The sequence below is a fragment of the Streptosporangium sp. NPDC050855 genome, from assembly GCF_044456585.1.
GTDB classification, from domain to species: domain Bacteria; phylum Actinomycetota; class Actinomycetes; order Streptosporangiales; family Streptosporangiaceae; genus Streptosporangium; species Streptosporangium longisporum.
The window spans coordinates 709,460-732,928 of the sequence record NZ_JBITFY010000001.1 but is presented as its reverse complement, the minus strand read 5'-3'; the positions used below and the strand labels follow the sequence as shown (position 1 = coordinate 732,928).

Genomic DNA, 23,469 nt, shown 5'->3' with positions numbered 1-23,469 from the left:
ACGTAAGACGATGGGCGTCGAACTGGATTCGGTGGACCGGCGGATTCTGGTCGAGTTGCAGAAGGATGCGCGGCTGCCCAACAAGGACCTGGCCGAGCGCGTGGGCGTCGCCCCGTCCACCGCGCTGGAGCGGGTGCGCTCCCTGCGCAGGCGCGGGGTGATCGGCGCCTTCCGCGCGGAGGTCGACCCGGCCACACTGGGCCGTCCCCTGCAGGCGCTGCTCGCCCTGCGGGTACGCCCGCACACCAGCCAGCTCGTCGACCCGCTGCGGGCCTTCGTCCTGGGCCTGCCCGAGACCATCGCCCTGTTCCACGTGGCCGGGCCGCAGGACTTCCTGGTCCACGTGGCGGTCGCCGACGCCGACCGCCTGCACCGGCTGCTGCTGGAGAGGTTCCTGATCCGCCCGGAGATCGTGCACGTCGAGACGACCCTCATCTACCGGACCGAGACCCAGCCCGTCCAGCGGCCCACCGGCTGACCCGCGTCTCAGGCCGACGGCCGGGACGTCGTACGCGTCGCTTCAGGAGGAAGCCTCCAGCGGGCCCAGACGGTCTTGCCGGGGTGGTCGGGCAGCGGGACGACGCCGGAACCGTGGGAGAGGGCCTCGACGATGGTCAGGCCAGGGCCGTGCAGGGCGCCGGTGTCGAGACGAAGGTGCCGGGGCCGCCCCGGCCCGTGATCGGTCGGCATGTCCGTGTCTCATGGATGCAGGGAATCGGGTACGACATGATTCGAGTCCATGCACATCCTCAGCACGTCTCCATCGAGTTGGTCGGAGAGGCGGAGAAACTGTGGACCTGACCAAGGAGCTGGAGAACGCGGTCCGGCATAAGGCCACGAAGAGCGCGTCCAACCAAGACGACTGCCTTGAGGTGGCTCCGCTGTCCGGTGGAAGGGTCGGCCTGCGCGACACCGAGGCCCCGGAGAAGGCCCCCTTCGTGGTGAGCGCCGGTATCTGGGACGCGTTCGTCGACGGAGCCAAGAAGGGCGAGTTCGACTTCTGACGTGACCAGAAGGCGCAAGGGCCCTTCAGACACCGGCCGAGGGACTCTTAAAGATCGTGACTGGTTCGGTGAGGCGGTGGTAACAGATGAGAGCCGCCGCGACGGCGACGAAGGACGCGAAGTGCTCTGCTCGGCGTTCGTAGCGGCGATATAGGCGGCGGCAGCCGGGCAGTCGGGAGACGGTTCGTTCGACGACCCGGCAGTGACGGCTGCCGATCAGCAAGTGGCCGGTCGATAAAGCTTCGCTGACCGTTATGGCTGCGCCGGGGTGATGTCGGTGTGTGGAAAATCCTCGCCCTTGAAGAGCAGGGGCTGGCCAAGGTCCTTGGCGAGAGCGTAGGCGAAGCAGTCACCCATGTTGAGTCTGGCCTTGGAATCGTTGCCCTTGCCGTACGTCTGGCAAGCACGGCGCGCGATTCTTGCCTGATGGGCGGTTACTGGTTCGATGATGAGGCCCATCTCGTTGACAAGCACGTCGAAGGCACGCGCATGGCTTCCCCGCGGTTGTCCGCCACGATGGCCGCTTCGACGTAGTTCACAGCCGAGATACGACACACGGTGGCGGCGATGGCGTTGGCAAAGCCGATGGCCTCGGGCTCACCGTTGATGACGGCGATGATGGCGCTGGAATCGATGATCATGCAGGCAGGCCGGTGTCCGGGTCATAGAGGTCATCCGTGGACAGTTTGTCCTGACCAAAGTGAGTTCGCATGCTGACAGCGACACTCAGAATACGTTCGGCTCTTTCGGCGGCTCCGGTGCGGCGTTCCAGCGCTTCCAGGCGGCGTTCGAGCACCTGAGCGGCGTGCTGGGTCTCCTCGGCCAACCGGATGACCCGGCGGGCGAGATCATGAATGGGCTCGTGCTCGAGGTCCACGCTCATCGTCACCCAACCTCCTTCGGTCGCGTCACCCGGGCTGTAGCTTCAGCGTAGCTTGTGACCAAGCTTTACCCGTGCCGATGGACGGCTTCCGTCCAGTCGCGCGCCTCTCTTCGCACGGCCCGGGGCATGATGAGCGTTGTCCTCGCGCCTACCTGGCCTTTCTCACCCTGGTGATAGCTATGACCTGCCACAAGCGGCATACGGTCTGGCTACGACAACGGCTTATCCGATCATCCAGGTCGAAAATTACCCCCGGAGGACAGGGTGGCGCGGACGGTGCGGAGCATCCGGACCAGCTCGGCGGCGTCCGCGTCCGACTGCCCCATGGCCTGCGGGGCGTTGAAGGCCATGGGGCCGGGCAGGGCGCGGTCGCGACACGTCCGGCCGGTTCCCGGCGAGGGGTCAGGCGGCGTGCCGGGCGGCGAGGGCCCTTCCGGCCTCGACCGCCGCCTCCTCGGCGGCCTTTCGCATGATCGCCGCCAGCTCGGTGAACTCGTCGAGGGCCGGGTTCACGCCGACGAGCGTGAACTCGCGCTCGACCACCGTGAGGTCGGCGCCCCAGATGTCGACGAGGATCCGGCGCAGGTAGTCGATGTTGTGGTCCCAGCCCTCGCGCGGGGTGCCGGGGCCGTAGGCGCCACCGCGGGTGACGACCAGGACGGTCGGCGTGCCGTCGAGCAGGCGGGTGCCGTGCGGCGCTCCGGCGAGCGTGAGGTCGATCCACGTCTTCGCGTGCTGCGAGACGCCGAAGTTGTAGAGCGGCAGTGCGAGCACGGCGCTCGTCGCCTGCCGCAATTCGCCGGCGAGCCCCTCGGCCGTGGCGAGCGCCTCGCGCTGCGCGGCGGTGCGGTCCGCCTCCGGAACGAAATTCCCGGAGATCGCGGTCTCCCAGGCGTGCGCGGGCAGCGGGTCCCGGCCGAGGTGACGCCGTACCACCGGCACTCCGGGGCGGGCGGCGGCGAACTCGTCGAGGATGCGGTCGGCGAGTGCGCTGCTGGCGGAGCGGTCGCCCTGGATGGAGGCGTCGACGCGGAGCACGGACATGGGATTCCCCTGACGTACGGAGGTGACTTGAATGTTCAAGCTCGACAGTACGCCGGATGACTTGAACATTCAAGTCGGCAGACAGGGTCGGTAGGGTGAGGGGGTGAGCGCCGACGCCCCTCGCGAGACCACCATCGATCACGACCCGCCGTGGCTGTCGCCCGACCAGCAACGCGACTGGCGGGCGCTGGTCGCCCTGTTCATGACCCTTCCGCCCGCGCTGGACGCGCAGCTCAAGCGCGATGCCGGGGTGAACGCCTTCGAGTACCAGGTGCTCGCGGCCCTCTCCGAGAGGCCCGACCGCACGCTGGGGCTCAGCGACCTGGCCGCGTCGTCACAGGGGTCGCTCTCGCGGCTCTCCCACGCGATCACCCGTCTTGAGCGGTCCGGCTGGGTCGAGCGGCGCAGCGAGCCCGGCTGCGCCGGCCGGCGCATGCAGGCGCGGCTCACCGACGCGGGCTTCGCCAAGGTCGAGGAGATCGCCCCCGGTCACGTCCGCGAGGCGCGTCGTCTCGTCATCGACGTGCTGACGCCCGAGCAGCTCGCCGCACTCGGTGACGCCGCCCGTGCGATCACCGCCGTCCTGATGGCAGGGGCCTCCGAGGCGTGCCGGGAGGCCGGCGGCCACTGACCCGGAAGGAGAGCCTCCTAGACCGGATCGGGTACGGGCACCGGGTGAGAGCCGTTCCGCAGCGATTCCGCCCCGGCCACACCGACGAGTGAGGCCGCGACGGCGGGCCGGACCGGGATCAACGGCGGTGCCCCTCGTTCCACGGTGGCCCGGAAGGCCTGAAGCAGCAGTACGGTTCCCTCCGCGGCGCGCTCCACGGTCTCTCCGCGCAGGACGAGCGGAGGCGGCACCCGTACCTCGTCGCGGGTCGTCCCCTCGGGGCCGGCCCACGCCTCTGTCCTGAAGCGGACCGACCACGCCTGTTCACCCGGCCCACGGACGGATTCGGCCAGCGCGTGGGTGCCCCGCACGGAGAGCCAGCTCCAGTGGCTGTCCGGCTCGCCCTGGAGGAATCCGTGGCGGGTGACGGCGAGCGCGCCGGTGGACAGTCGCACGGTCATGACGACCGCGGCCCGCGGATCGGCCTCGTCGACCGAGAATGCCGTGACCTCCACGGGCCACGCGTCCGTGACCGCCAACACGGGCGAGACGGTGTGGGTGCAGTAGGCGGTGGCGGCGATACGTCCTCGCCAGTGGAGGGGGTCACCGATCAGCGCGGCGACCGCCTCCGGCGACATGCCGTGCAGATAGTCGGCCTCGATGAGGCTCACCCGTCCGACCTCGCCCGTGTCGACCGCCTCCCGGATCAGACGAACATGCGGGTGGAAGACGTAGTTCTCGGCGAACGAGTAGGTCGCGGAGGAACTCTCCACCGCCGCGATGAGCCGGCGCCCCTCCTCGTAGGAGGTGCATGCCGCCGCTTCCGAGAGGACGTGCACCCCCCTGGCGAGGAACGAGAGTGCCAGGGGCGCGTGGGCGTCGAAGTCATTGGCGAGCACCACTCCGTCGAGCCCCTGCGTCAGCAGGTCCTGCCACCGCTCGGTGAGGGCCGCCTCCGGCAGCCGCTCCTTCGCCGCGGCGAGCCGCTCGGGGTCGCGATCGCACAGCGACACCACGTCCATGCCCACCCGGCGACACCACGTCGCCAGGTGGAGCCCCATCTTGAGCCCCACCACTCCCACTCGCACGGTGAGATGATCGTCGACCTCCCTTCACGGTGCAACCGGCTTTCGCCCGCGAGCCGGCGCTCATCGTGACCTGCGGCGACGCTGCTCGTCCGGGTCGTGTGGCGCGATCCCTGCCGGCGGGCCCACCGGTTCGGTACGGCCTGACGGTCTGAACCGCGCCGGTTTCGTGGCGCTCCGACGTACCTCGGGTCCGGTGGAGCCGCCGGCCCCCGACGGGACCGGCGCCTCCCGTCAGGTGATCTGGACGATGGGCAGGCGCAGGGCCCCCGGGGCCGCGGCCGGGACGACCGGGTTCCCGGGAACGACGGGCGCCAGGCGCACGTACGGGGAGCCGGGGGCCGGGCGGGTGTCCGGCTCGCCCCGGTTGGGCCACAGGGCCATCGCCCGCTCGGCCTGGGCGGTGATGGTGAGCGAGGGGTTGACGCCCGGGTTGGCCGAGACCGCGGAACCGTCCACGACGTGCAGACCCGGATACCCGTGGACGCGGTGGTAGGGGTCGATCACCCCGGTCTCCGGCCCGGCGCCGATCGCGCAGCCGCCCAGGAAGTGCGCGGTGGCCGGGATGTCGAACAGGTCGAGCCAGGAGCCTCCGGGCATGCCGCCGATCTCCTCGGCCGCGTGCCGGACGAACTCGTGGCCCGCGGGCAGCCAGGTGGGGTTGGGCTCGCCGTGACCCCGCCCCGAGCGCAGCCGCGGCCCGAACGGCCCCCTGCGCGCCGACAGGGTGATCGAGTTGTCCTTGGCCTGCATGACCAGGGCGATGATCGAGCGCTCGGACCAGCGGCGATGGTCGAACAGCCGCGCCACCCGGTGGGGCCGGCGTACGGCCTCGCCGAGGAACCTCAGCCAGCGCGGGGCGCCGCCGCCGTCGATGAGCAGGGAGCGGAGCACGCCCATCGCGTTGGAGCCGTCGCCGTAGCGGACCGGTTCGATGTGCGTGTGGGCGTCGGGGTGGATGGAGGAGGTGATCGCCACCCCGCGGTTGAGCTTCTCCCCCTTCACCGACAGGCGCTCGAACCCGAGCAGCGCCTCGGAGTTGGTCCGGGTGAGGGTGCCCAGCCGGTCGGAGATCCGGGGCAGGACGCCGTCCGCCCTGAGCCGGTGCAGCAGCCGCTGGGTGCCGTACGTCCCGGCCGCGAAGATCACCTGTTCGGCGGTGAGCACGCGCCGGCGCCAGGGCGTGCCGGTCCTGCGCACCTCGACGCGGTAGCCGCCGCCGTCCAGCGGGGCGACCGAGGTGACCGTGGCCTCGGCGAAGACCCTGGCACCGGCCCGCTCGGCCAGGTGCAGGTAGTTCTTGACCAGCGTGTTCTTGGCCCCGTGGCGGCAGCCCGTCATGCACTCGCCGCACTCGGTGCAGCCGCTGCGGCGCGGCCCGGCCCCGCCGAAGTAGGGATCGTCGACCTCGACGCCCGGGGTGCCGAAGAAGACGCCGACCGGGGCCATGTGGAAGGTGTCGCCCACGCCCATCCGCTCGGCGACCGTGCGCATCACCTCGTCCGCGCGGGTGACGGTCGGGTTGAGCACCACGCCCAGCATCCGTTTGGCCTGGTCGTAGTACGGGGCCAGCTCGGCCTTCCAGTCGGTGATGCCCGCCCACTGGGCGTCCCGGAAGAAGGCCTCGTGCGGCTCGTAGAGGGTGTTGGCGTAGACCAGGGAGCCGCCGCCGACCCCGGCGCCCGCCAGGACCATGACGCCGGTGCCCTTCTCCCCGCGGAGCACGTGGATGCGCTGGATGCCCTTCAGGCCCAGCGCGGGCGCCCACAGGAAGTCCCGGACCCGCCAGGAGGTCCTGGGCAGCGTGCTCTCGTCGAAGCGGCGCCCGGCCTCCAGCACGGCGACGCGGTAGCCCTTCTCGGTCAGCCGCAGCGCCGAGACGCTGCCGCCGAATCCCGATCCGATCACCAATACGTCATGGTCGAACACGGAGCCTCACTTCACCCGGAGCGCCTTGAGGACCTTGAAGACGCTCACGAGGGTGTCGGCGTACCGCTCGTAGGTCATGCCGAGGATCGGCTCGAAACCCAGCCAGGGGGCCTGGCTGGAGACGGTCTGCGACTCGGTGTACTTCAGCAGGCCCTCGGCCCCGTGACGGCGGCCCAGCCCCGAGGACTTCATGCCGCCCATGGGGGCGTCGTAGGAGGCGTAGGCCGAGCCGTACCCCTCGTTGACGTTGACGGTCCCCGCGTCGATCCGGGCGGCCAGGGCGCGCCCGCGCGCCACGTCGCGGGTCCAGACCGAGGCGTTGAGCCCGTAGGCGGTGTCGTTGGCCCGCTCCACCGCCTCGTCGTCGTCGCCGAAGCGGTACAGCGCCACGACGGGCCCGAAGGTCTCGGCGTGGCAGAGCTCCATGCTCTCGTCCACGCCGGTCAGCACGGTGGGCTCGTAGAAGAACGGGCCCAGGTCCGGGCGGGCCCGGCCTCCGGCCAGCACGCGGGCGCCCTTGGCCACGGCGTCGTCGACCTGCGCGGTGACCGCCTCCAGCTGCCGCCGGGAGGAGAGCGAGCCCATCTGCAGGTTCCAGTCGAACCCGGCGCCGAGCCTCATGTTGCCGACCTGGCGGACGAACCTGTCGGCGAACGCGTCGTGGACGGAGTCGTGGACGTAGAGCCGCTCGACCGACAGGCAGAGCTGCCCCGCGTTGGTGAAGCAGGCGCGCAGCGCGCCCTGGGCCGCGAGGTCGAGGTCGGCGTCGTCGAGCACCAGCATCGGGTTCTTGCCGCCGAGCTCCAGCGAGCAGCCGATCAGGTTCCTGCCCGCCTGCTCGGCGATCCGGCGCCCGGCCCGGGTGGAGCCGGTGAACGCCACGTAGTCGGCGCCCTCGATCAGCACGTCGCCCACCTCGGCGGGCTCGCCCAGGACGACCTGCCAGATCTCCCGGGGCATGCCCAGCGAGACCAGCAGGTCGATCGTCCAGAGCGTGGAGAGCGCGGTCCGGGTGTCGGGCTTGTGCACCACGGTGTTGCCGGCCAGCAGCGCCGGGACGACGTCGGTGACGCCCAGCGAGAGCGGGTAGTTCCACGGCGAGACCACCGCCACCGTCCCCTTGGGCCGGTGGTTCTCCACCGTCCTGGTGGCCAGCGGCATGAAGGGGACGCGCCGGTCGGGCTCCAGCAGGCCGGGGGCGCGCCGCGCGTAGTACAGGGTGCAGCCCGCGACGTCGAGGACCTCCTCGAAGGCGTGCCTGCGCGCCTTGCCGGTCTCCCACTGCAGGATGTCCAGGACCTCGGTGCGACGGTCGAGGATGGCGCCGTGCAGGCGCAGGAAGGGCTCGGCGCGCTCCCGCGCGGGCAGCGCCGCCCACGCCCGCCGCGCCTCGTGCGCGGCCCGGTAGGCGTCGCGGACGTCGTCGGCGGTGGAGACGGGCATCTCGGCGAGGACCTCACCGGTGAACGGCGCGACGATCTCCTGCGTCTTGCCGGTGGAGGCCACGTGTCCTACGACGCGTTCGATCATGCGGGGGGACAGGGCCCGCGTCACTTCGGGGGGAACGGCCATGTTCGCAGGGTAATCGGGATGGACCCGCCATGGCTACCAACCGGTAGCAAGCCGTTGAACCGCCCGCCCCCGCGATCCGTCATAGGGGCATGAGGACATCGACGCGTACGGCCGGCACCGTCGGCGCGGCCACCCTGGCCGCCGCCCTGCTCGCCGGCGCGTGCACGCAGACGGGGACCGGCGGCGCGCCGGGCACGCGAACGGCCACGCAGGGCGTCGTCAAGCTGCCCCCGGTCACGCTGGTCGCCTACGACGGCTGCGACGACATGCTGGCCGGGCTGCGCGCGTCCACGGCCGGGAACGTCGGCCCCTGGGGTCTCGGCGGGCCCTCGATCCTGTACGCGACGGCGCGGGACTCGGCCGCCTCCGCCAAGAGCGGGGGCGAGGCGCCCGAGCACTCCACCACGAACGTGCACGAGGCCGGGGTGGACGAGCCGGACCTGGTCAAGACCGACGGCAAGCGCGTGATCACCGTGAACCGCGGCGTGCTGCGGGTGGCGGACACCGCGACCAGGAAGGTCACCGGCACCCTCAGGCTGGTGAACCCCGAGATGTGGGCCCCGGCCGACCTGCTCGTCAGCGGTGACCGGGCACTGGTGCTGTTCTCCGGCGGCGGGATCGTCCCGTTCGGCGCGACGTCCAAGCGCGCGGCGATCGGCGGGCCGCACTACGCCCTCGTGGACCTGTCCGGGAAGCCGAAGGTGATCGGCTCGCTCACCCCCGAGGGCTCCCACGTGGACGCCCGGATGGTCGGCTCGACCGTGCGGATCGTGGTCCGCAGCCAGCCGCGGATCGAGTTCCCCGACCACGGCGACGTGTCGGAGAACGAGCGGACCCGGCGGAACGCGGAGATCGTCGCCAAGGCGCCGATCGAGGCGTGGCTGCCCCGGTACGAGCTGGCGCCCACCGGCGGGACGGCCTCGAAGCGCACCGTCGGATGCGAGCGGATCAGCCACCCCGCGAAGTACACCGGCACGTCGATGCTGAGCGTGCACACCCTCGACCTGGCGGGAACGCTCACCGACACCGTCCCGATCGGCGTGGTCGCCGACGGGGACACCGTCTACGGGACGGGCTCCAGCCTGTACGTGACCAGCAACCCGGGCTGGTGGTCGCCCCGGCCGATCGACTCGGTGATCGTCGACGACGCCCCGGCGACCCCGGCCGCCACCCCCACGGCGTCCCCGGCTCCCCCGGCGGTCTCGGCGTCCCCGGCGTCCCCGGCTCCCCCGGCGGTCTCGACGCCCACACCCGGCAGGACCGCGCCGGACGCCCCGGCGGCCCCGGGTGCCGTCCCCGGCCTCGACCCGCAGCCGACCCTGCTGCCGGAACCGGTCCCGGACGCGTCCACCGCCTCCCCCGAACCCGCCCCGAGCGCGCCGGTCACCTCGCCGGTCCCGGCCGAGACGCCGGGCACGGCCACCCCGGTCGTCTCCCCGGCCGTCTCCTCGCCCGCCACCGGCACGCCGTCCGCGGAGTCGGTGGAGCCGACGCGGCCTCCCGAGGAGACCGAGATCCACCGGTTCGACGTCACCGCGCCCGGCGCGCCGCGCTACGTCGCCTCGGGCAGGATCCCGGGCAGGCTGCTCAACCAGTACTCCCTGTCGGAACACGAGGGGCACCTGCGGGTCGCCACCACCCTGACCCTGCCCGCACCGACCGTCTCCCCGTCCACCACCCCGTCCACCGGCCCGTCCGTGAGCCCGTCCACCGCCCCCGCCCCCGACCCGGCCGTCGACCCCGCCGCCGAGCCGCCGGGCGTGCCGGACACCTCCAGCTCCGTCCACGTGCTCAAGGCCGACACCCTGGTCAAGACCGGCGAGGTCGGCGGGCTCGGACGGGGTGAGCGGATCTACTCGGTGCGCTTCATCGGCCCGCTCGGCTACGTGGTGACGTTCCGCCAGGTGGACCCGCTCTACACGCTCGACCTGCGCGACCCGGCCGCGCCGAGGGCGACCGGCGAGCTGAAGATCACCGGCTACTCGGCGTACCTGCACCCGGCCGGTGAGGGACGGCTGATCGGCGTCGGCCAGGAGGCGAGCGAGCAGGGGCGCACGCTCGGCACCCAGGTCTCCCTGTTCGACGTCGGCGACCCGGCCGCCCCGCGCCGCCTGTCGCAGATGTTCCAGAAGGACTCCGGCTCCGAGGCCGAGTGGGACCCGCACGCCTTCCTGTACTGGCCGAAGACGGGCACCGCGGTCATCCCCTTGAGCTCCTGGGCCGGGAGCGAGCCGACCACCGGGGCCGCCGTGGTCCTCGACATCGGCGAGACCGAGATCACCAAGGTCGGCACGATCCAGCACTCCGCGCGCAAGCGGGCGGGCAACACCCGTCTCGCCGCCTACGACCCGGGAATCCGCCGCTCGGTCGTCATCGGCGACGAGCTGTGGACGGTCTCCGACCTCGGCCTCAAGGTCAACACCCTCGACGGCCTGGCCGAACGGGCCTGGATCCCGTTCTCCTGACAGGCGTTCGTCACCTCGGGACCGTGCCCCGGCCCACCCGCCGGGGGACGGTTTCCCCGTCCCCATAGGGCCCCTATTACACCTACATATCCCTCTTTACAATATCTTGTCATGTCACTTGAATAGGTGTTACCTCTTGCGCAACACACGCGAGTCGCGTGTGGCATGGCCAACGACGGCCATCTCTGCGCAGGAGGATCGGTGCCGACCAACCCCCGGTTACGCCTCACCGTCATAGCGGCCGCGACAGCGGCGCTCGTACTTCCCCTTCCGGGAGTCGCCCAGGGCGAACCCGGAGGGCAGCCCCCCAGGGCTCTCGACTTCCAGGCCGAACACGGCGCCAAGCCCGACCTGGACAACCGGCGCGGCAGCGTCGCGCCCCCGTCGTCGTCCGCCCGATCACTGGCGAGCGCCGCGACGGTCCGTTGGAACGCTCTCGGCACCCCCGCCGTCGTCACCTCCTCCGCCCCCCTCGCCGAGGGACTGGGCGCCGACCCCGAGCAGGCCGCGCGCGCCTACCTCAAGGCGAACGAGAACCTGTTCGGCCTCTCGGCCGAGGCCGTGGACGCCCTTGAGAAGATCGCCGCCAACCCCATCGGGGACGGGCACGCCGTACTGCTCAGGCAGAAGTTCGGCGACCTGCCCGCGGGCGTGGACGGGCAGGTCGTGGTCGGCGTGAAGGGCGGCAAGGTCCTGCACGTCACCTCCACCCTCTCCCGCTCCACCCAGGCGCCCCCGGCCGCCCGGATCACCGAGCAGCAGGCGCTGGAGGCCGCGGCCAGGGACGGCGGGATCGACCTGGCCACGGCCACGGTCAAGAAGGTCACCGCCGTGGCGGTGCCCGCGCCGGACGGGACGCACAACGCGTTCCAGGTCGTCCTGATCGGTGGCGGCAAGGGCGACCCGGCCGCGTACACCACGCACGTGGACGCGGTCAGCGGTCAGATCCTCACCCGCGAGAACCTGGTCGACCACCACTCCGCGCCGGAGGACCCGCGCTGGAAGGCGTTCCCGGCCAACCCCCCGGCCGACTACTCCTCCACCGACACCCGCGCGACGTGGTGCTCCATCGCGGGCCCCGGCTGCGACGTCATCGGCGCCGACCCGGCCACCGGCAAGCCGTGGGACTTCGACCACGTCGCCGGCGCCCCCACGTTCACCAGCATCGGCAACGCCGCCAAGACCGTGGAGAACCGCGCCAGCGCCGACCCGTACACGGTGGGCACCCGCAGCAACGTGAACACGCCCAGCCGCGAGTACGCCTACCCGTGGACCAACAAGTGGTACACGGCCAAGTGCGACCCGGCGTCGCTGGACCAGCCCGGTGAGGCCGACCTGGAGGCCGCCATCACCAACCTGCACGTCATGCACAACCGCATGCACGACTGGTCCTACCGGCTCGGCTTCACCGAGACCGCGTGGAACATGCAGCAGGAGAACGGCGAGCGCGGCGGCCTGGACGGCGACCCCGAGCAGGGCAACGCCCAGGCGGGCGCCCGGGATCTCAGCGTGCGCGACAACGCCAACCAGATCACCGGTCCCGACGGGGTCGCCCCCATCACCAACATGTACCTCTGGCAGCCGGTCGCGGGCGCGTTCTACCCGCCCTGCGTGGACGGCGACTACGACATGTCGGTCATCGGCCACGAGTACACCCACGCGATCTCCGGCCGCATGGTCGGCGGCCCGAACGCCGGATGGAGCGGCGCCCAGGCCGGGGCCATGAACGAGAGCACCTCGGACCTGTTCGCGATGGAGTACCTGGCCGAGTACGGCTTCCGCCCCGCGGGTGACACCCCGTACGTCACCGGCGGCTACGTCACCGGCGACAAGAAGGCCGGAATCCGCAACTACGACATGTCCGCCTCGCCGCTGAACTACAGCGACATCGCCTACGACCTCGTCGGGCAGCAGGTGCACGCCGACGGCGAGATCTGGTCGGCCACCCAGTTCGACGTGCGCAAGGCGTTCGTGCAGAAGTACGGCCAGGGCACCCCGGCCAGGCAGAAGGCGTGCGCCGACGGCGCGACCCCGCTCGACCAGTGCCCGGGCAACCGGCGCTGGGCCCAGCTCTCCTTCGACGCGCTGCTGCTGATGGCCTCCGGCGCGGTCAGCTACGTCGACCACCGCGACGCGCTGCTCGCGGCCGACGCCATCCGCTTCGGCGGGGCCAACCAGGGCATCATGTGGCGGGCCTTCGCCGAGCACGGGCTCGGCGAGGACGCGGCGAGCGCCGGGACGAACGACCCCGACCCGACGCCGAGCTTCGTCAACCCGTCCGGCAAGAACGGCGAGCTCCAGCTCAAGCCGCTGCTGGAGTCCAAGGGCGCCGCGCTCCGGCTGTACGTGGGCCACTACGAGGGCCGTGTGGTGCCGGTGGCCGACACCGACCCCGCGACCGAGCTCGGCGACACCGTGAAGATGACCCCGGGCCTGTACGACTTCGTGGTCACGGGCAAGGGCTACGGGCACACCCGGCTGAAGTTCGCGGTGCTGCCCGGCGTGAAGCTGCCGCTGCCGGTGTCGGTGCCGAAGAACGTCGCCTCGGCGGCGCTCGGCGCCACCGCGGCCGGTGACGGCGTCAACCAGGCCCTGCTGATCGACGAGACCGAGGCGACGAACTGGGCCTCGCTCACCGCGCCGGTCAAGGGCAAGGCCGTCACCGTGGACCTGGCCGGGACCGACCCGGTGAAGGTCCGCCGGGTGCAGGTCAGCGCCATGCTCCGGCCCAACACCGGCGACACCGCCGACCCCGGCGCCCAGAACCGCTTCACGGCCCTGCGCGCCTTCGAGGTCCTGGCCTGTGACGCCACCAAGAAGGACTGCTCCTCGCCGGAGTCCTTCTCGGTCGTCTACACCAGCCCGGACGACGCCTTCCAGACCCGCCGGCCGCGCCCCCGCGGCGCCGACCTGATCATGAAGTCCTTCAAGATCCCGACCACCACGGCGACCCACCTGACCCTGCGGGCCGTCTCCACCCAGTGCACCGGCAACCCGCTCTACGCCGGTGAGCAGGACGCCGACCCCAACTCCTTCACCGACTGCGCCACCGCCAACCCCGCCAGGGACCAGCTGCGCGCGGCCGAGTTCCAGGCGTTCACCCGCTAGCGACTCGTTCCTTCACGACACCGGGCTCCCCGGGTACGGCAAGGCTCCGTACCCGGGGTGTCCCGGTGCCCGGGAAAGACGAGTGCCCGCGAAAGACGAGTGCGGCCCCCGCCTTCCGGCGGGGGCCGCACTCGTCTGCGAAGGATCGGACAGGACGCGCTCCGTCACCGGCCGCGTCAGACCGGGTGCGTCTCCGGGGCCGCCACCGGCACGATCTCCGGGGCGCCCAGGCGGATGGCGTCGGCCTCCTGGTCGGTGTCCTGCTCCTGGGAGAGGCGCTCGGACTCCACGCGCTTGGTGTAGTACTCCACCTCGCGCTTGATCTGCTCGGCGTCCCAGCCCAGCGGCCCGGCGAGCAGCTGCGCGGCCTCCTCGACCACGGCCACCCCCCGGTGGAAGGTCTCGATCGAGATGTGCGTGCGCCGGGTCAGCACGTCGTTCACGTGCCGGGCGCCCTCGTGGGTGGCCGCGTAGACCACCTCCGCCCGCAGGTAGTCGTCCGCGCCGGTGAGCGGCTTGCCCAGCGAGGGGTCCTGCTCGACCAGGGCCAAGACCTCGTCGATCATCGACCCGTACCGCTGGAGCAGGTGCTCGATCCTGGCCACGTGCAGCCCGGAGGAGTGGGCCAGCCGGTGACGGGAGTTCCACAGCGCCTGGTAGCCCTCGGCCCCGGCGAGCGGGATGCGGTCGGTGCAGGAGGGCGGGACCCGGTAGTCCAGGCCGTGCGCCACCGCGTCGACCGCGTCCTTCGCCATGACGCGGTACGTCGTGTACTTCCCTCCGGCGACCATGACCAGCCCCGGCACCGGGTGCGCCACCACGTGCTCGCGGGAGAGCTTGGAGGTCTCCTCCGACTCCCCCGACAGCAGCGGGCGCAGCCCGGCGTAGACGCCCTCGACGTCCTCGCGGGTCAGCGGGACCTCCAGCACCTCGTTGACGTGGTCGAGGACGTAGTCGATGTCGGAGCGCGACGCCGCCGGATGGGCCCGGTCCAGCTCCCACGCGGTGTCGGTGGTGCCGATGATCCAGTGACGGCCCCAGGGGATGACGAACAGCACCGACTTCTCGGTCCGCAGGATGATCCCGGTGAGCGAGTGGATCCGGTCGCGCGGCACCACCAGGTGGATGCCCTTGGAGGCGCGTACGTGGATCTGCCCCCGCCCGCCGACCATCTCCTGGAGATCGTCGGTCCACACCCCGGTGGCGTTGACCACCTGGCGGGCCCGGATCTCCATCTCGCCGCCGTTCTCCAGATCGCGGACCCGAACCCCGGTGACCCGCTCCCCCTCGCGCAGGAAGCCCACCACCTGCGTCCTGGAGGCCACGCTGGCCCCGTACATGGCGGCCGTGCGCAGCGTGGTCATCACGTGCCGGGCGTCGTCGATCTGGGCGTCCCAGTACTGCACGGCGCCGGTGAAGGCGCTCTTGCGCAGCGAGGGCGCCAGCCGCAGCGCCCGCCTGCGCGACAGGTGCCGGTGGCCGGGCATCCCCCGGCCGGACCCGAAGGAGAAGCCCATGGTGTCGTACAGGACCAGGCCGGCGCCGACGTAGGGCCGCTCCCAGCCGCGGTGCTTGAGCGGGAACAGGAACGGCACCGGCCGGACCAGGTGCGGGGCGATCCGCTGCAGCAGCAGCGAGCGTTCCTGGAGCGCCTCCCTGACCAGGTCGAAGTTGAGCTGTTCCAGGTAGCGCAGGCCCCCGTGGATCAGCTTGGACGATCTGGACGAGGTGCCGGAGGCGAAGTCGCGCGCCTCCACCAGCCCCACGGACAGCCCCCGGGTCGCCGCGTCCAGCGCGACCCCGGCTCCGACGACCCCGCCTCCGATCACCACCACGTCGAGTTCCGCGGCGCTCATCTGCGCCAGTGCGGCGGATCGCTCGGCAGGCCCGAGCCGTCCCGTGCCCATTCGCGCCGTCATGTGCAACCCCCTGGGGTGCGTCTTGTCGCCTTACGTGAGGTATCTACCCATCTACCCTAGGCACCATTACCGGCCGGTAGGAAACGGCGGGCGAGATTCCCGTCACAACCCCGGTGAACAGCGCGAACCCGTCGCCGAGGCCCCTTCTCCCAGGGGTCCCGCCGAGATCATGTGAACCTCCGGCCACCCCGGTCGCTACCCACCCGACATGAACAGGGGTGCCGAGAAGATGCCGCCGCACCGGCCCGGCGCCGCACGGCCCGCCCATGCCCGGCAGGACGACGGGCGCGCGCTGACCGCGGTGGCCGACGGCGACGCGACCGCGCTGACCGCGCTGTACGAGCGCTACGCCGGGCCCCTGTTCGCCTTCCTCTACCGGCTCGCCGGGGACCGTGGAACGGCCGAGGAGATCCTCCAGGACACGCTGCTGGCCGTGTGGCGCTCGGCGGGCTCCTACCGGGGCCGTTCCAGCGTGAGCACCTGGTTGTTCGGGGTGGCGCGCAGGCAGGCGCACAACCGGCTCCGCGGCGTCCCGCCCCCCGTGGCGGCCGAACCGGACGACGGCGCCGACCCCCTGCCGGGCCCGGAGGAACTGGCCGTGGGCCAGGAGCGGGTCCGGGCGACCCTGGCCCGGCTTCCGCTGGCCCAGCGCGAGGTGGTCGTGCTCGCCTTCCTCGGCGACCTGAGTCACCGGGAGATCGCCGACGTCCTGGAGATCCCGGTCGGCACGGTGAAGAGCCGCCTGCACCACGCCCGAGCGACCCTGAGGGAGCACGTCGATGAACGAACGTCCTGAACCGTGTCGGCCCCCCGGCCCGCCCGTGCCGCCGAAGGCCCGCGCACGGCCCGGACCGCCGGTCGAGATCCACGAATGGCCCGAGCTGCGGGGGTTCCACGACGGCATCCCCGATCCTCCCGGCCCCGAGATCGTCCGCGCCGTCCTGGTGAGGTCCGCCCTGACCCGGCTCGAACCGGGCGAGGCGGAGGCGGCCCCGGCTCCCGGGCCGTACCGCGCGTGGGCACTGTTGACGATGGAGGCCAGGCTGCTGCACCCTGCGGTCTGGCCGGCCTCCGCGCTGGTCATGGCGGCCGGTGCCTTCTTCGTCATGGCCCAGGGACGGGCCGCGGGCGACGTGCTCTCCCTCGTCGTCTCGCTGGTCGCCCTGGCCGGCCTCGCCATGGCGTACGGACCCGAGCACGACGACGCCTTCGAGCTGGTCGCCGCCACACCGGTCTCGCCGCGCGTCATCCTGCTGGCCCGGGTGACGCTGGTGTTCGGCTACGACCTGGCGCTGGCGCTGCTCGCCTCGGCGGCGATGACGGCGCTCCCGCAGAGCTCCTCCTCGTGGGGGATGATGCCGCTGATCACCGCCTGGCTGGGCCCGATGGCGATGCTCGCGGCGCTCAGCCTGCTGCTGTCGGTGTGCTGGAACCCCGCGGGCGCGATGGGCACCGGGCTGGCGATCTGGGTCCTCCACGCGATGACCACCACCGGCCTGCCCGCGACTGAGGGTCTCCGGGACTTCTGGACGACCAGCCCGCTCACGATCGGGCTCGCCCTGGCCCTGGGGGTCGCCGCCGTCGCCGCCGCCGGTACGGGCGAACCGATCCGGCGCGCCCGCCCGGCCCGCGGATCATGATCCCCACGGCGACCTGCCCCGCGCCCGGCGCCCCCGGGCGACCCGCAGATCACGAGCCTCACGGTGGCCCCCCGCTCGGCGGCCCGGGGCGCCCTCCCGAAGGCGAGAGAACATGATCGCGACCTTCCGCTACGAGTTCCGCATGCAGATCCGCCGTCCCGCCCTGTGGATCGTCCACGGGCTTGTCCACGCGGTGACAGTCGTGAGTCTCCTTCCGATGTACCTGGACCCGACCCTGGGGCGTGCGGGGGACGCCCCGAAGACGGCCATGGTCGCGTCGGCCTCCCTGCTCATGACCCTGCCGCCCATGGCCTACGGATGTCTGATCACCGACCGGCTCGTCCGCGACCGGCGCCTCGGCGTCGGCGAGCTCCTGGACACGACCCCGGCCGGCCGTACCTCCCGTCTGATCGGCAAGTACCTCGGCGTCTGCGCGGCCACCGCCGTACCGCTCGCGCTCGCCTACATCGGCCGGGCCGTGGCCTACGCGATCACCGAGGGCGAGCCCGCCGCACTGGGCTGGGCGGGGGCGATCCTCGTCCTGGCCCTCGTCCCCGGCCTGCTCTTCACCGGGGCGCTCGCCCTGGCCGGCCCTCTGCTGATGCCGCCGATCCCGTTCCAGGTGCTGTTCGTCGCCTACTGGTTCTGGGGGAACGTCGTCCCCCCCACGGTCATGCCGACGCTGACCCACAGCGTCCTGTCGCCCGGCGCCAAGTATGTGGCCTTCGGCCTTCTCGGCCACGAGCCGGTACCGGAACCGGCCCCGCACCTCGTCATCGTGCCCGAGAGCATGCGTTACGCCCCCTGGCCGGACGCCGCGCTGGGCTTCCTGCGGCCCGAGGCCACCCCCGCCGTCGCGTGCCTGTGGATCGGCGTGATGCTGGGGCTCACGGTCTGCGTCCTGTTCCTCGCCCGCCTGCACGCCCTCCGGACGGAGCCCTGACATGCGTATCGAGATCTCCCGCCTGACCAAGACCTACCGGGGCGGCGTACGGGCCCTCGACGGGATCGACCTCGACGTGCCGACCGGCATGTACGGCCTGCTCGGTTCCAACGGGGCGGGCAAGACCACGCTCATGCGGATCCTGGCCGGGCTGCTCAGGCCCACCTCGGGGACGGTCCGCGTCGGCGGGCACGACATCGCCACCGCCGAGGGACGCCTCGCCGTGCAGCGGACGCTCGGCTACCTGCCGCAGGGCGTCGGGGTCTACCCCGACCTGACCGCGCGGGGATTCCTCGACTACATCGCCCTCCTCAAGGGGATCGACTCCCGCACCACCCGGCGACGCCGGATCGGCGAGCTGCTCGACGTGGTCGCCCTGACCGAGGACGCCGACCGCAGGCTCAGGGGCTACTCCGGGGGCATGCTGCGCCGGGTCGGCATCGCCCAGGCGCTGCTCGCCGACCCCCGCCTGCTCGTCGTGGACGAGCCGACCACCGGCCTGGACCCCGAGGAGCGGATCCGGTTCCGCACCCTGCTCTCCCGGCTCGCGGGCGACCGCACGGTCCTGCTCAGCACCCACATCGTCGAGGACGTGGCCCAGACCTGCCGGTTCCTGGCGGTGCTCGCCCGGGGACGCCTGGCCTTCACCGGGGACGTCGGCGCGCTGGTCTCCCGGGCCGACAGCAGGGTGTGGACCCTGACCACCTCCGGCCCGGTCCCCGCACACGGCAGGGTCGTGGCCGCCGTCCCCGAGGGCACCGGAACGCGCTACCGCGTCATCGCCCCCACGGCCCCCGGCCCCGCCGCCCTCCCGGCCGAACCGACCCTGGAGGACGGCTACCTCGCCCTCATGGAACACGTGGGCTCAGGGTGAGGGCGGAAGACCCTCCCGGCGCGGAGCCCCGGCCCGGGAACGCGTCCGCACGCGGACCCGGAAGGATGGGGCCCATGAGCATCACACTCGCCGACGCCCGCGTCGTGACCCCCGACGGTGTCCACGAGGGCTGGCTGACCATCGAGGACGGCCGCATCACCCACGTGGGGCAGGGCGCCGCCCCCGGGCCGGGGCTGGACCTGGCCGGCCGGTACGTCGTGCCGGGCTTCGTCGACATCCACAACCACGGCGGGGCGGGCGGCTCCTTCCCCTCCGGCGACCTCGCGCAGGCCAGGACGGCGGCGGACCTGCACTCCCGGCACGGCACCACCACGCTCGTCGCGAGCCTGGTCACCGCCTCCCTGGACGACCTGGCCTCGGCGGCCGCGGCGCTGGCCGAGCTGTGCGAGGACGGCCTGCTGGCCGGGATCCACTTCGAGGGCCCCTACATCGCCGCCGCCCGGTGCGGGGCCCACGACCCGGCCCTGCTGCGCGAACCCTCCCCGCGGGAGCTCGCCCGGCTGCTCAGGGCCGGGCGCGGCCACGTGCGGATGGTCACCCTCGCCGCGGAGCTGCCCGGCGCGCTGGACACCGTACGCGAGGCGGTGGCGGGCGGCGTGATCGCCGCCCTCGGCCACAGCGACGCGAGCTACGAGCAGACGATCGCGGGCATCGACGCGGGCGGCAGCGTGGCGACCCACCTGTACAACGCGATGCCGCCGCTGCACCACCGCGACCCCGGGCCCATCGCCGCCCTGCTCCAGGACGAGCGCGTCACGGTCGAGCTGATCAACGACGGTGTGCACCTGCACCCGGCCATGACCCGCCTGGCCTTCACGACGGCGGGTCCCGCGAGGACCGCGCTGATCACCGACGCGATGGCGGCGGCCGGGATGGGCGACGGCGTCTACGGGCTCGGCCCGATGAGCGTGAACGTGATCGACGGGGTGGCCCGGCTGGCCGAGGGCGGCGCCATCGCGGGCAGCACCCTGACCATGGACGTCGCGTTCCGGCGCGCCGTGCGCGAGGTGGGCCTCTCGATGACCGAGGCGGCCGAGATCTCGTCCCTGACCCCGGCCAGGGTGCTCGGCCTCGACGACCGCCTGGGCTCGATCACGGTCGGCAGGCAGGCCGACCTGGTGGTGCTCTCCGACGACCTGGAGGTCTCCGGGGTGATGCGCCGGGGCTCCTGGATCACCGAACCGCGCTGACCCACCGGCCCGCCCGCCGGGTCACGGCCCGGCGGGCGGAACGCCCCCACCGGAACGCCCCCGCCGGGACGGCCCCGCGGGTGGAACCGCCCCGCGAGCGCGAGGCGGTTCTCAGGTGACGTGGGGGGCGACGACCACCTCGACGCGCTGGAACTCCTTGAGGTCGGAGTACCCGGCGGTCGCCATGGTGCGCCTGAGCGCGCCCATCAGGTTCATCGAGCCGTCGGCCACCGAGGAGGGGCCCTGGAGGATCTGCTCCAGCGTGCCGACCGTGCCGAACTCGACCCGCTTGCCCCGGGGCAGCTCCGGGTGCTGCGCCTCCGACCCCCAGTGGAAGCCGCGGCCGGGGGCCTCGGAGGCCCGCGCCAGCGGCGAGCCGACCATGACCGCGTCCGCTCCCACCGCGATCGCCTTGGCGATGTCACCGGAGGTGCCCATGCCGCCGTCGGCGATGACGTGGACGTACCGCCCGCCCGACTCGTCCATGTAGTCGCGGCGTGCCGCGGCCACGTCGGAGATCGCGGTGGCCATCGGCACCACCACGCCCAGTACCGTGCGGGTGGTGTGCGAGGCGCCGCCGCCGAAGCCGACGAGCACCCCGGCCGCGCCGGTCCGCATCAGGTGCAGCGCCGCGGTGTAGGTGGCGCATCCCCCGACGATCACGGGGACGTCGAGCTCGTAGATGAACTGCTTGAGGTTGAGCGGCTCGGCCCTGCCGGAGACGTGCTCGGCCGAGACCGTGGTGCCGCGGATCACGAAGATGTCCACGCCCGCGTCGATGACGGCCTTGTGGTACTGGACGGTCCGCTGCGGGGAGAGCCGGACGGCCGTGGCCACCCCGGCGGCGCGGATCTCCTCGATCCGGCGGCCGATCAGCTCCTCCTTGATCGGCGCGTTGTAGATCTCCTGCAGCCGCTTGGTGGCGGGCGCCCCCTTGAGCGCGGCCACCTCCTCCAGCAGCGGCATCGGGTCGTCGTACCGGGTCCAGAGCCCTTCGAGGTCGAGCACGGCGAGACCGCCGAGCCTGCCGACCTCGATGGCGGTCCGCGGCGAGACCACGCTGTCCATCGGGCTCACCACGACGGGCAGCTCGAAGCGGTAGGCGTCGATCTGCCAGGCGATCGAGACCTCCTCGGGGTCGCGGGTCCGGCGCGAGGGGACGATGCCGATCTCGTCGAGCGCGTAGGCACGACGGCCGCTCTTGCCGCGGCCGATCTCCACCTGAGTCATATGCCTGTCTTTCCCGTTCATGCGGATGCGGCGCGCGTCGTGATCCTCACGCGCGCGCCGTGCCCGCCGCTCTAACGACCGTGGTAGTTGGGGGCCTCGACCGTCATCTGGATGTCGTGCGGGTGGCTCTCCTTCAGGCCCGCCGCGGTGATCGGCATCAGCTCGCACCGCTCGTGCATGTCGGCGACCGTGCGGCATCCGGCGTACCACATGCCCTGGCGGAGGCCGCCGACGAGCTGGTGGGCCACCGCGGCGACCGGGCCGCGGTAGGGGACCTGGCCCTCGATGCCCTCGGGGATGAACCTGTCCTCGGTGCCGACGTCGGCCTGGGCGTAGCGGTCCTTGCTGAAGGAGGTGCCGCCGCGCTCCCGGTTGCGGACCGCGCCGAGCGAGCCCATCCCCCGGTACGACTTGAACTGCTTGCCGTTGATGAAGATCAACTCGCCCGGGGACTCCTCGCAGCCGGCCAGGAGCGACCCGAGCATGACCGAGTCGGCCCCGGCCGCGATGGCCTTGACGATGTCGCCCGAGTACTGCAGGCCGCCGTCGCCGATCACCGGCACCCCGGCGGGCCCCGCGGCCAGCGACGCCTCGTGGATGGCCGTCACCTGCGGGGCGCCGACACCGGCGACCACCCGGGTGGTGCAGATGGAGCCGGGACCGACCCCGACCTTGACCGCGTCGACTCCGGCGTCGATCAGCATCTGGGCGCCCGCGCGGGTGGCGATGTTGCCGCCGATCACGTCGATCCCGCCGTTCGCCTTGATCTTGGCGATCATGTCGGCGAGTCCCTTGGAGTGACCGTGCGCGACGTCCACCACGATCACGTCGACCCCGGCCTCGATCAGCGCGGCCGCCCGCTTGTCGGCGTCGCCGCCGACGCCGACGGCCGCCCCCACGACCAGCCTGCCGTCGGCGTCCTTGGTCGCCATCGGGTACTTCTCGCTCTTGGTGAAGTCCTTGACGGTGATGAGCCCGCGCAGCCGGCCCCCGGCGTCCACCAGCGGAAGCTTCTCGATCTTGTTCTGCCTGAGCAGGTCGAACGCGTCGTCGGTGGAGACCCCGACCGGCGCGGTGACCAGCGGCATCGGGGTCATGACCTCGCGCACCGGGCGGTTGTGGTCGGTCTCGAAGCGCATGTCACGGTTGGTGACGATGCCGACGAGCACGCCGGTCCCGTCGGTCACGGGCACGCCCGAGATCCGGTACGTGGCGCAGAGGCGCTCGACGTCGGCGAGCGTGTCGTCCGGGGAGCAGGTGACCGGGTTGGTGACCATCCCGGCCTCGGAGCGCTTGACGAGGTCGGCCTGCTGGGCCTGGTCCTCGATCGAGAGGTTGCGGTGCAGGATGCCGATGCCGCCCTGGCGTGCCATCGCCACCGCCATGCGGGCCTCGGTCACCGTGTCCATCGCCGCGGAGATCAGCGGGATCCTCAGGGTGATGCCCCTGGACAGGCGCGTGGTGGTCTCGGCCTCGCCCGGTTGCAGGTCCGAATAGGCGGGGACCAGGAGCACGTCGTCGTACGTGAGCCCCGGTTCGGTGAACTTGGCCATCAGCAACCCTCCTGCCACGGCGCTCTCATGACGGGGAAAGGCGCCGACCCCCGGGCTCACAGTTTAGAGTCTGGCACCGATCCGGGCCGACCCGGGGGAAAAGCCCGCGCGTGGCGGGGCCGGGCCACGGCCGGGGAGGGCGCTGCGCCGTAGGGGGTGTCGCCGAAGAGGGTGGTCGCCGAAGAGAGCCGGGGAAGGACGGGCCGTCCCGGGAAGGGCCGTCTGGGAAAGCGGGCCGTCAGGGGGGACAGGCCGTCCGGGAGAGGGAGAAGGTCGGGGGGCCGAGCGGTCGGTGACCCGCTCGGTCCCCCGGATCACCGGTACCGTCACGGAGCGCCTTGGCGCCACCGGACCCCCCTCCGCACCCGGATGGCGGCGTCATCCGTGTCGGTACCGACG

At 72.2% G+C, this 23,469-nt stretch carries 19 protein-coding genes and 2 pseudogenes; 10 read left to right on the top strand and 11 right to left on the bottom strand.

Going from position 1 to position 23,469, the window contains the following annotated elements:
• The first annotated feature begins 10 nt into the window (after positions 1-10).
• Positions 11-478 carry an Lrp/AsnC family transcriptional regulator gene (locus ACIBCT_RS03510; RefSeq protein ID WP_399185797.1) on the top strand — a complete coding sequence of 156 codons (468 nt, stop codon included), beginning with the start codon at positions 11-13 and terminating at the stop codon, positions 476-478.
• 8 nt (positions 479-486) lie between these two features.
• Here the strand turns inward: ACIBCT_RS03510 and ACIBCT_RS03505 are convergent, their stop codons facing one another.
• Positions 487-690 carry a hypothetical protein gene (locus ACIBCT_RS03505; RefSeq protein ID WP_399185796.1) on the bottom strand — a complete coding sequence of 68 codons (204 nt, stop codon included), beginning with the start codon at positions 688-690 and terminating at the stop codon, positions 487-489.
• Positions 691-791: 101 nt separating this feature from the next.
• Here ACIBCT_RS03505 and ACIBCT_RS03500 point away from each other — a divergent pair, with 101 nt between their 5' ends.
• Positions 792-1,004 carry a DUF397 domain-containing protein gene (locus tag ACIBCT_RS03500; RefSeq protein ID WP_399185795.1) on the top strand — a complete coding sequence of 71 codons (213 nt, stop codon included), beginning with the start codon at positions 792-794 and terminating at the stop codon, positions 1,002-1,004.
• 25 nt (positions 1,005-1,029) lie between these two features.
• Here ACIBCT_RS03500 and ACIBCT_RS03495 read toward each other — a convergent pair.
• The 4 genes and pseudogenes from ACIBCT_RS03495 to ACIBCT_RS03480 form a co-directional block, all read right to left on the bottom strand.
• Positions 1,030-1,239, bottom strand: a pseudogene (locus tag ACIBCT_RS03495) (hypothetical protein); the annotation flags it as partial.
• 17 nt (positions 1,240-1,256) lie between these two features.
• Positions 1,257-1,645, bottom strand: a pseudogene (locus ACIBCT_RS03490) (type II toxin-antitoxin system VapC family toxin).
• Positions 1,642-1,893: a hypothetical protein gene (locus ACIBCT_RS03485; RefSeq protein WP_399185794.1), complete on the bottom strand. Its 252-nt coding sequence runs from the start codon at positions 1,891-1,893 to the stop codon at positions 1,642-1,644. Before ACIBCT_RS03485 ends, ACIBCT_RS03490 begins: the two are co-directional and overlap by 4 nt.
• Before the next feature lie 396 nt (positions 1,894-2,289).
• Entirely contained in the window at positions 2,290-2,931 is a 642-nt protein-coding gene (locus ACIBCT_RS03480; protein ID WP_399185793.1) for an FMN-dependent NADH-azoreductase, read from the bottom strand.
• A gap of 103 nt (positions 2,932-3,034) precedes the next feature.
• On the opposite strand from ACIBCT_RS03480, the gene ACIBCT_RS03475 reads away from it, so the two are divergent.
• Positions 3,035-3,562 (top strand): MarR family winged helix-turn-helix transcriptional regulator, encoded by a 528-nt coding sequence (locus tag ACIBCT_RS03475; protein WP_399185792.1) that lies wholly within the window; start codon positions 3,035-3,037, stop codon positions 3,560-3,562.
• 17 nt (positions 3,563-3,579) lie between these two features.
• Here ACIBCT_RS03475 and ACIBCT_RS03470 read toward each other — a convergent pair whose 3' ends face one another.
• The 3 genes from ACIBCT_RS03470 to ACIBCT_RS03460 form a co-directional block, all read right to left on the bottom strand.
• Positions 3,580-4,629: a Gfo/Idh/MocA family protein gene (locus tag ACIBCT_RS03470; protein ID WP_399185791.1), complete on the bottom strand. Its 1,050-nt coding sequence runs from the start codon at positions 4,627-4,629 to the stop codon at positions 3,580-3,582.
• Between the two features lie 231 nt (positions 4,630-4,860).
• Positions 4,861-6,555: a GMC oxidoreductase gene (locus ACIBCT_RS03465; protein WP_399185790.1), complete on the bottom strand. Its 1,695-nt coding sequence runs from the start codon at positions 6,553-6,555 to the stop codon at positions 4,861-4,863.
• A 6-nt stretch (positions 6,556-6,561) separates the two neighbouring features.
• On the bottom strand, positions 6,562-8,127 hold the full coding sequence (locus ACIBCT_RS03460; RefSeq protein WP_399185789.1) for a succinic semialdehyde dehydrogenase: 1,566 nt from the start codon (positions 8,125-8,127) through the stop codon (positions 6,562-6,564).
• 89 nt (positions 8,128-8,216) lie between these two features.
• Between ACIBCT_RS03460 and ACIBCT_RS03455 the strand changes: the two genes are divergently transcribed.
• Positions 8,217-10,592: a beta-propeller domain-containing protein gene (locus ACIBCT_RS03455; protein ID WP_399185788.1), complete on the top strand. Its 2,376-nt coding sequence runs from the start codon at positions 8,217-8,219 to the stop codon at positions 10,590-10,592.
• A gap of 201 nt (positions 10,593-10,793) precedes the next feature.
• Positions 10,794-13,700 carry a M36 family metallopeptidase gene (locus ACIBCT_RS03450; protein WP_399185787.1) on the top strand — a complete coding sequence of 969 codons (2,907 nt, stop codon included), beginning with the start codon at positions 10,794-10,796 and terminating at the stop codon, positions 13,698-13,700.
• Between the two features lie 176 nt (positions 13,701-13,876).
• Here ACIBCT_RS03450 and glpD read toward each other — a convergent pair whose 3' ends face one another.
• Positions 13,877-15,619: a glycerol-3-phosphate dehydrogenase gene (gene glpD, locus ACIBCT_RS03445; RefSeq protein WP_399185786.1), complete on the bottom strand. Its 1,743-nt coding sequence runs from the start codon at positions 15,617-15,619 to the stop codon at positions 13,877-13,879.
• A gap of 208 nt (positions 15,620-15,827) precedes the next feature.
• On the opposite strand from glpD, the gene ACIBCT_RS03440 reads away from it, so the two are divergent.
• The 5 genes from ACIBCT_RS03440 (at position 15,828) to nagA (ending at position 20,287) form a co-directional block, all read left to right on the top strand.
• The gene (locus ACIBCT_RS03440; protein ID WP_399185785.1) at positions 15,828-16,415 is read left to right on the top strand and encodes an RNA polymerase sigma factor; all 588 of its coding nucleotides are present in this window, start codon (positions 15,828-15,830) and stop codon (positions 16,413-16,415) included.
• A complete protein-coding gene (locus tag ACIBCT_RS03435; RefSeq protein WP_399185784.1) occupies positions 16,399-17,259 on the top strand; it encodes a hypothetical protein in 861 nt (286 codons plus the stop codon). Before ACIBCT_RS03440 ends, ACIBCT_RS03435 begins: the two co-directional genes overlap by 17 nt.
• Before the next feature lie 112 nt (positions 17,260-17,371).
• Positions 17,372-18,202 (top strand): ABC transporter permease, encoded by an 831-nt coding sequence (locus tag ACIBCT_RS03430; RefSeq protein ID WP_399185783.1) that lies wholly within the window; start codon positions 17,372-17,374, stop codon positions 18,200-18,202.
• Position 18,203: 1 nt separating this feature from the next.
• Positions 18,204-19,076: an ABC transporter ATP-binding protein gene (locus ACIBCT_RS03425; RefSeq protein ID WP_399185782.1), complete on the top strand. Its 873-nt coding sequence runs from the start codon at positions 18,204-18,206 to the stop codon at positions 19,074-19,076.
• A 74-nt stretch (positions 19,077-19,150) separates the two neighbouring features.
• A complete protein-coding gene (nagA, locus tag ACIBCT_RS03420) occupies positions 19,151-20,287 on the top strand; it encodes an N-acetylglucosamine-6-phosphate deacetylase (protein WP_399185781.1) in 1,137 nt (378 codons plus the stop codon).
• Between the two features lie 111 nt (positions 20,288-20,398).
• Here the strand turns inward: nagA and ACIBCT_RS03415 are convergent, their stop codons facing one another.
• Positions 20,399-21,517, bottom strand: a complete 1,119-nt coding sequence (locus ACIBCT_RS03415) for a GuaB3 family IMP dehydrogenase-related protein (RefSeq protein ID WP_399185780.1) — start codon at positions 21,515-21,517, stop codon at positions 20,399-20,401.
• 71 nt (positions 21,518-21,588) lie between these two features.
• Positions 21,589-23,070: an IMP dehydrogenase gene (guaB, locus tag ACIBCT_RS03410; protein WP_399185779.1), complete on the bottom strand. Its 1,482-nt coding sequence runs from the start codon at positions 23,068-23,070 to the stop codon at positions 21,589-21,591.
• Positions 23,071-23,469: the final 399 nt, after the last annotated feature.

Excerpts from the sequence above, each read along its gene's own strand:
- ACIBCT_RS03440 (WP_399185785.1), top strand. The coding sequence starts at position 15,828 with ATGAACAGGGGTGCCGAGAAGATGCCGCCGCACCGGCCCGGCGCCGCA.
- nagA (WP_399185781.1), top strand. The coding sequence starts at position 19,151 with ATGAGCATCACACTCGCCGACGCCCGCGTCGTGACCCCCGACGGTGTC.
- ACIBCT_RS03415 (WP_399185780.1), bottom strand. The coding sequence starts at position 21,517 with ATGACTCAGGTGGAGATCGGCCGCGGCAAGAGCGGCCGTCGTGCCTAC.
- ACIBCT_RS03455 (WP_399185788.1), top strand. The coding sequence starts at position 8,217 with ATGAGGACATCGACGCGTACGGCCGGCACCGTCGGCGCGGCCACCCTG.
- guaB (WP_399185779.1), bottom strand. The coding sequence starts at position 23,070 with ATGGCCAAGTTCACCGAACCGGGGCTCACGTACGACGACGTGCTCCTG.
- ACIBCT_RS03435 (WP_399185784.1), top strand. The coding sequence starts at position 16,399 with ATGAACGAACGTCCTGAACCGTGTCGGCCCCCCGGCCCGCCCGTGCCG.
- ACIBCT_RS03505 (WP_399185796.1), bottom strand. The coding sequence starts at position 690 with ATGCCGACCGATCACGGGCCGGGGCGGCCCCGGCACCTTCGTCTCGAC.
- ACIBCT_RS03430 (WP_399185783.1), top strand. The coding sequence starts at position 17,372 with ATGATCGCGACCTTCCGCTACGAGTTCCGCATGCAGATCCGCCGTCCC.
- ACIBCT_RS03460 (WP_399185789.1), bottom strand. The coding sequence starts at position 8,127 with ATGGCCGTTCCCCCCGAAGTGACGCGGGCCCTGTCCCCCCGCATGATC.
- ACIBCT_RS03480 (WP_399185793.1), bottom strand. The coding sequence starts at position 2,931 with ATGTCCGTGCTCCGCGTCGACGCCTCCATCCAGGGCGACCGCTCCGCC.
- ACIBCT_RS03510 (WP_399185797.1), top strand. The coding sequence starts at position 11 with ATGGGCGTCGAACTGGATTCGGTGGACCGGCGGATTCTGGTCGAGTTG.
- glpD (WP_399185786.1), bottom strand. The coding sequence starts at position 15,619 with ATGACGGCGCGAATGGGCACGGGACGGCTCGGGCCTGCCGAGCGATCC.
- ACIBCT_RS03425 (WP_399185782.1), top strand. The coding sequence starts at position 18,204 with ATGCGTATCGAGATCTCCCGCCTGACCAAGACCTACCGGGGCGGCGTA.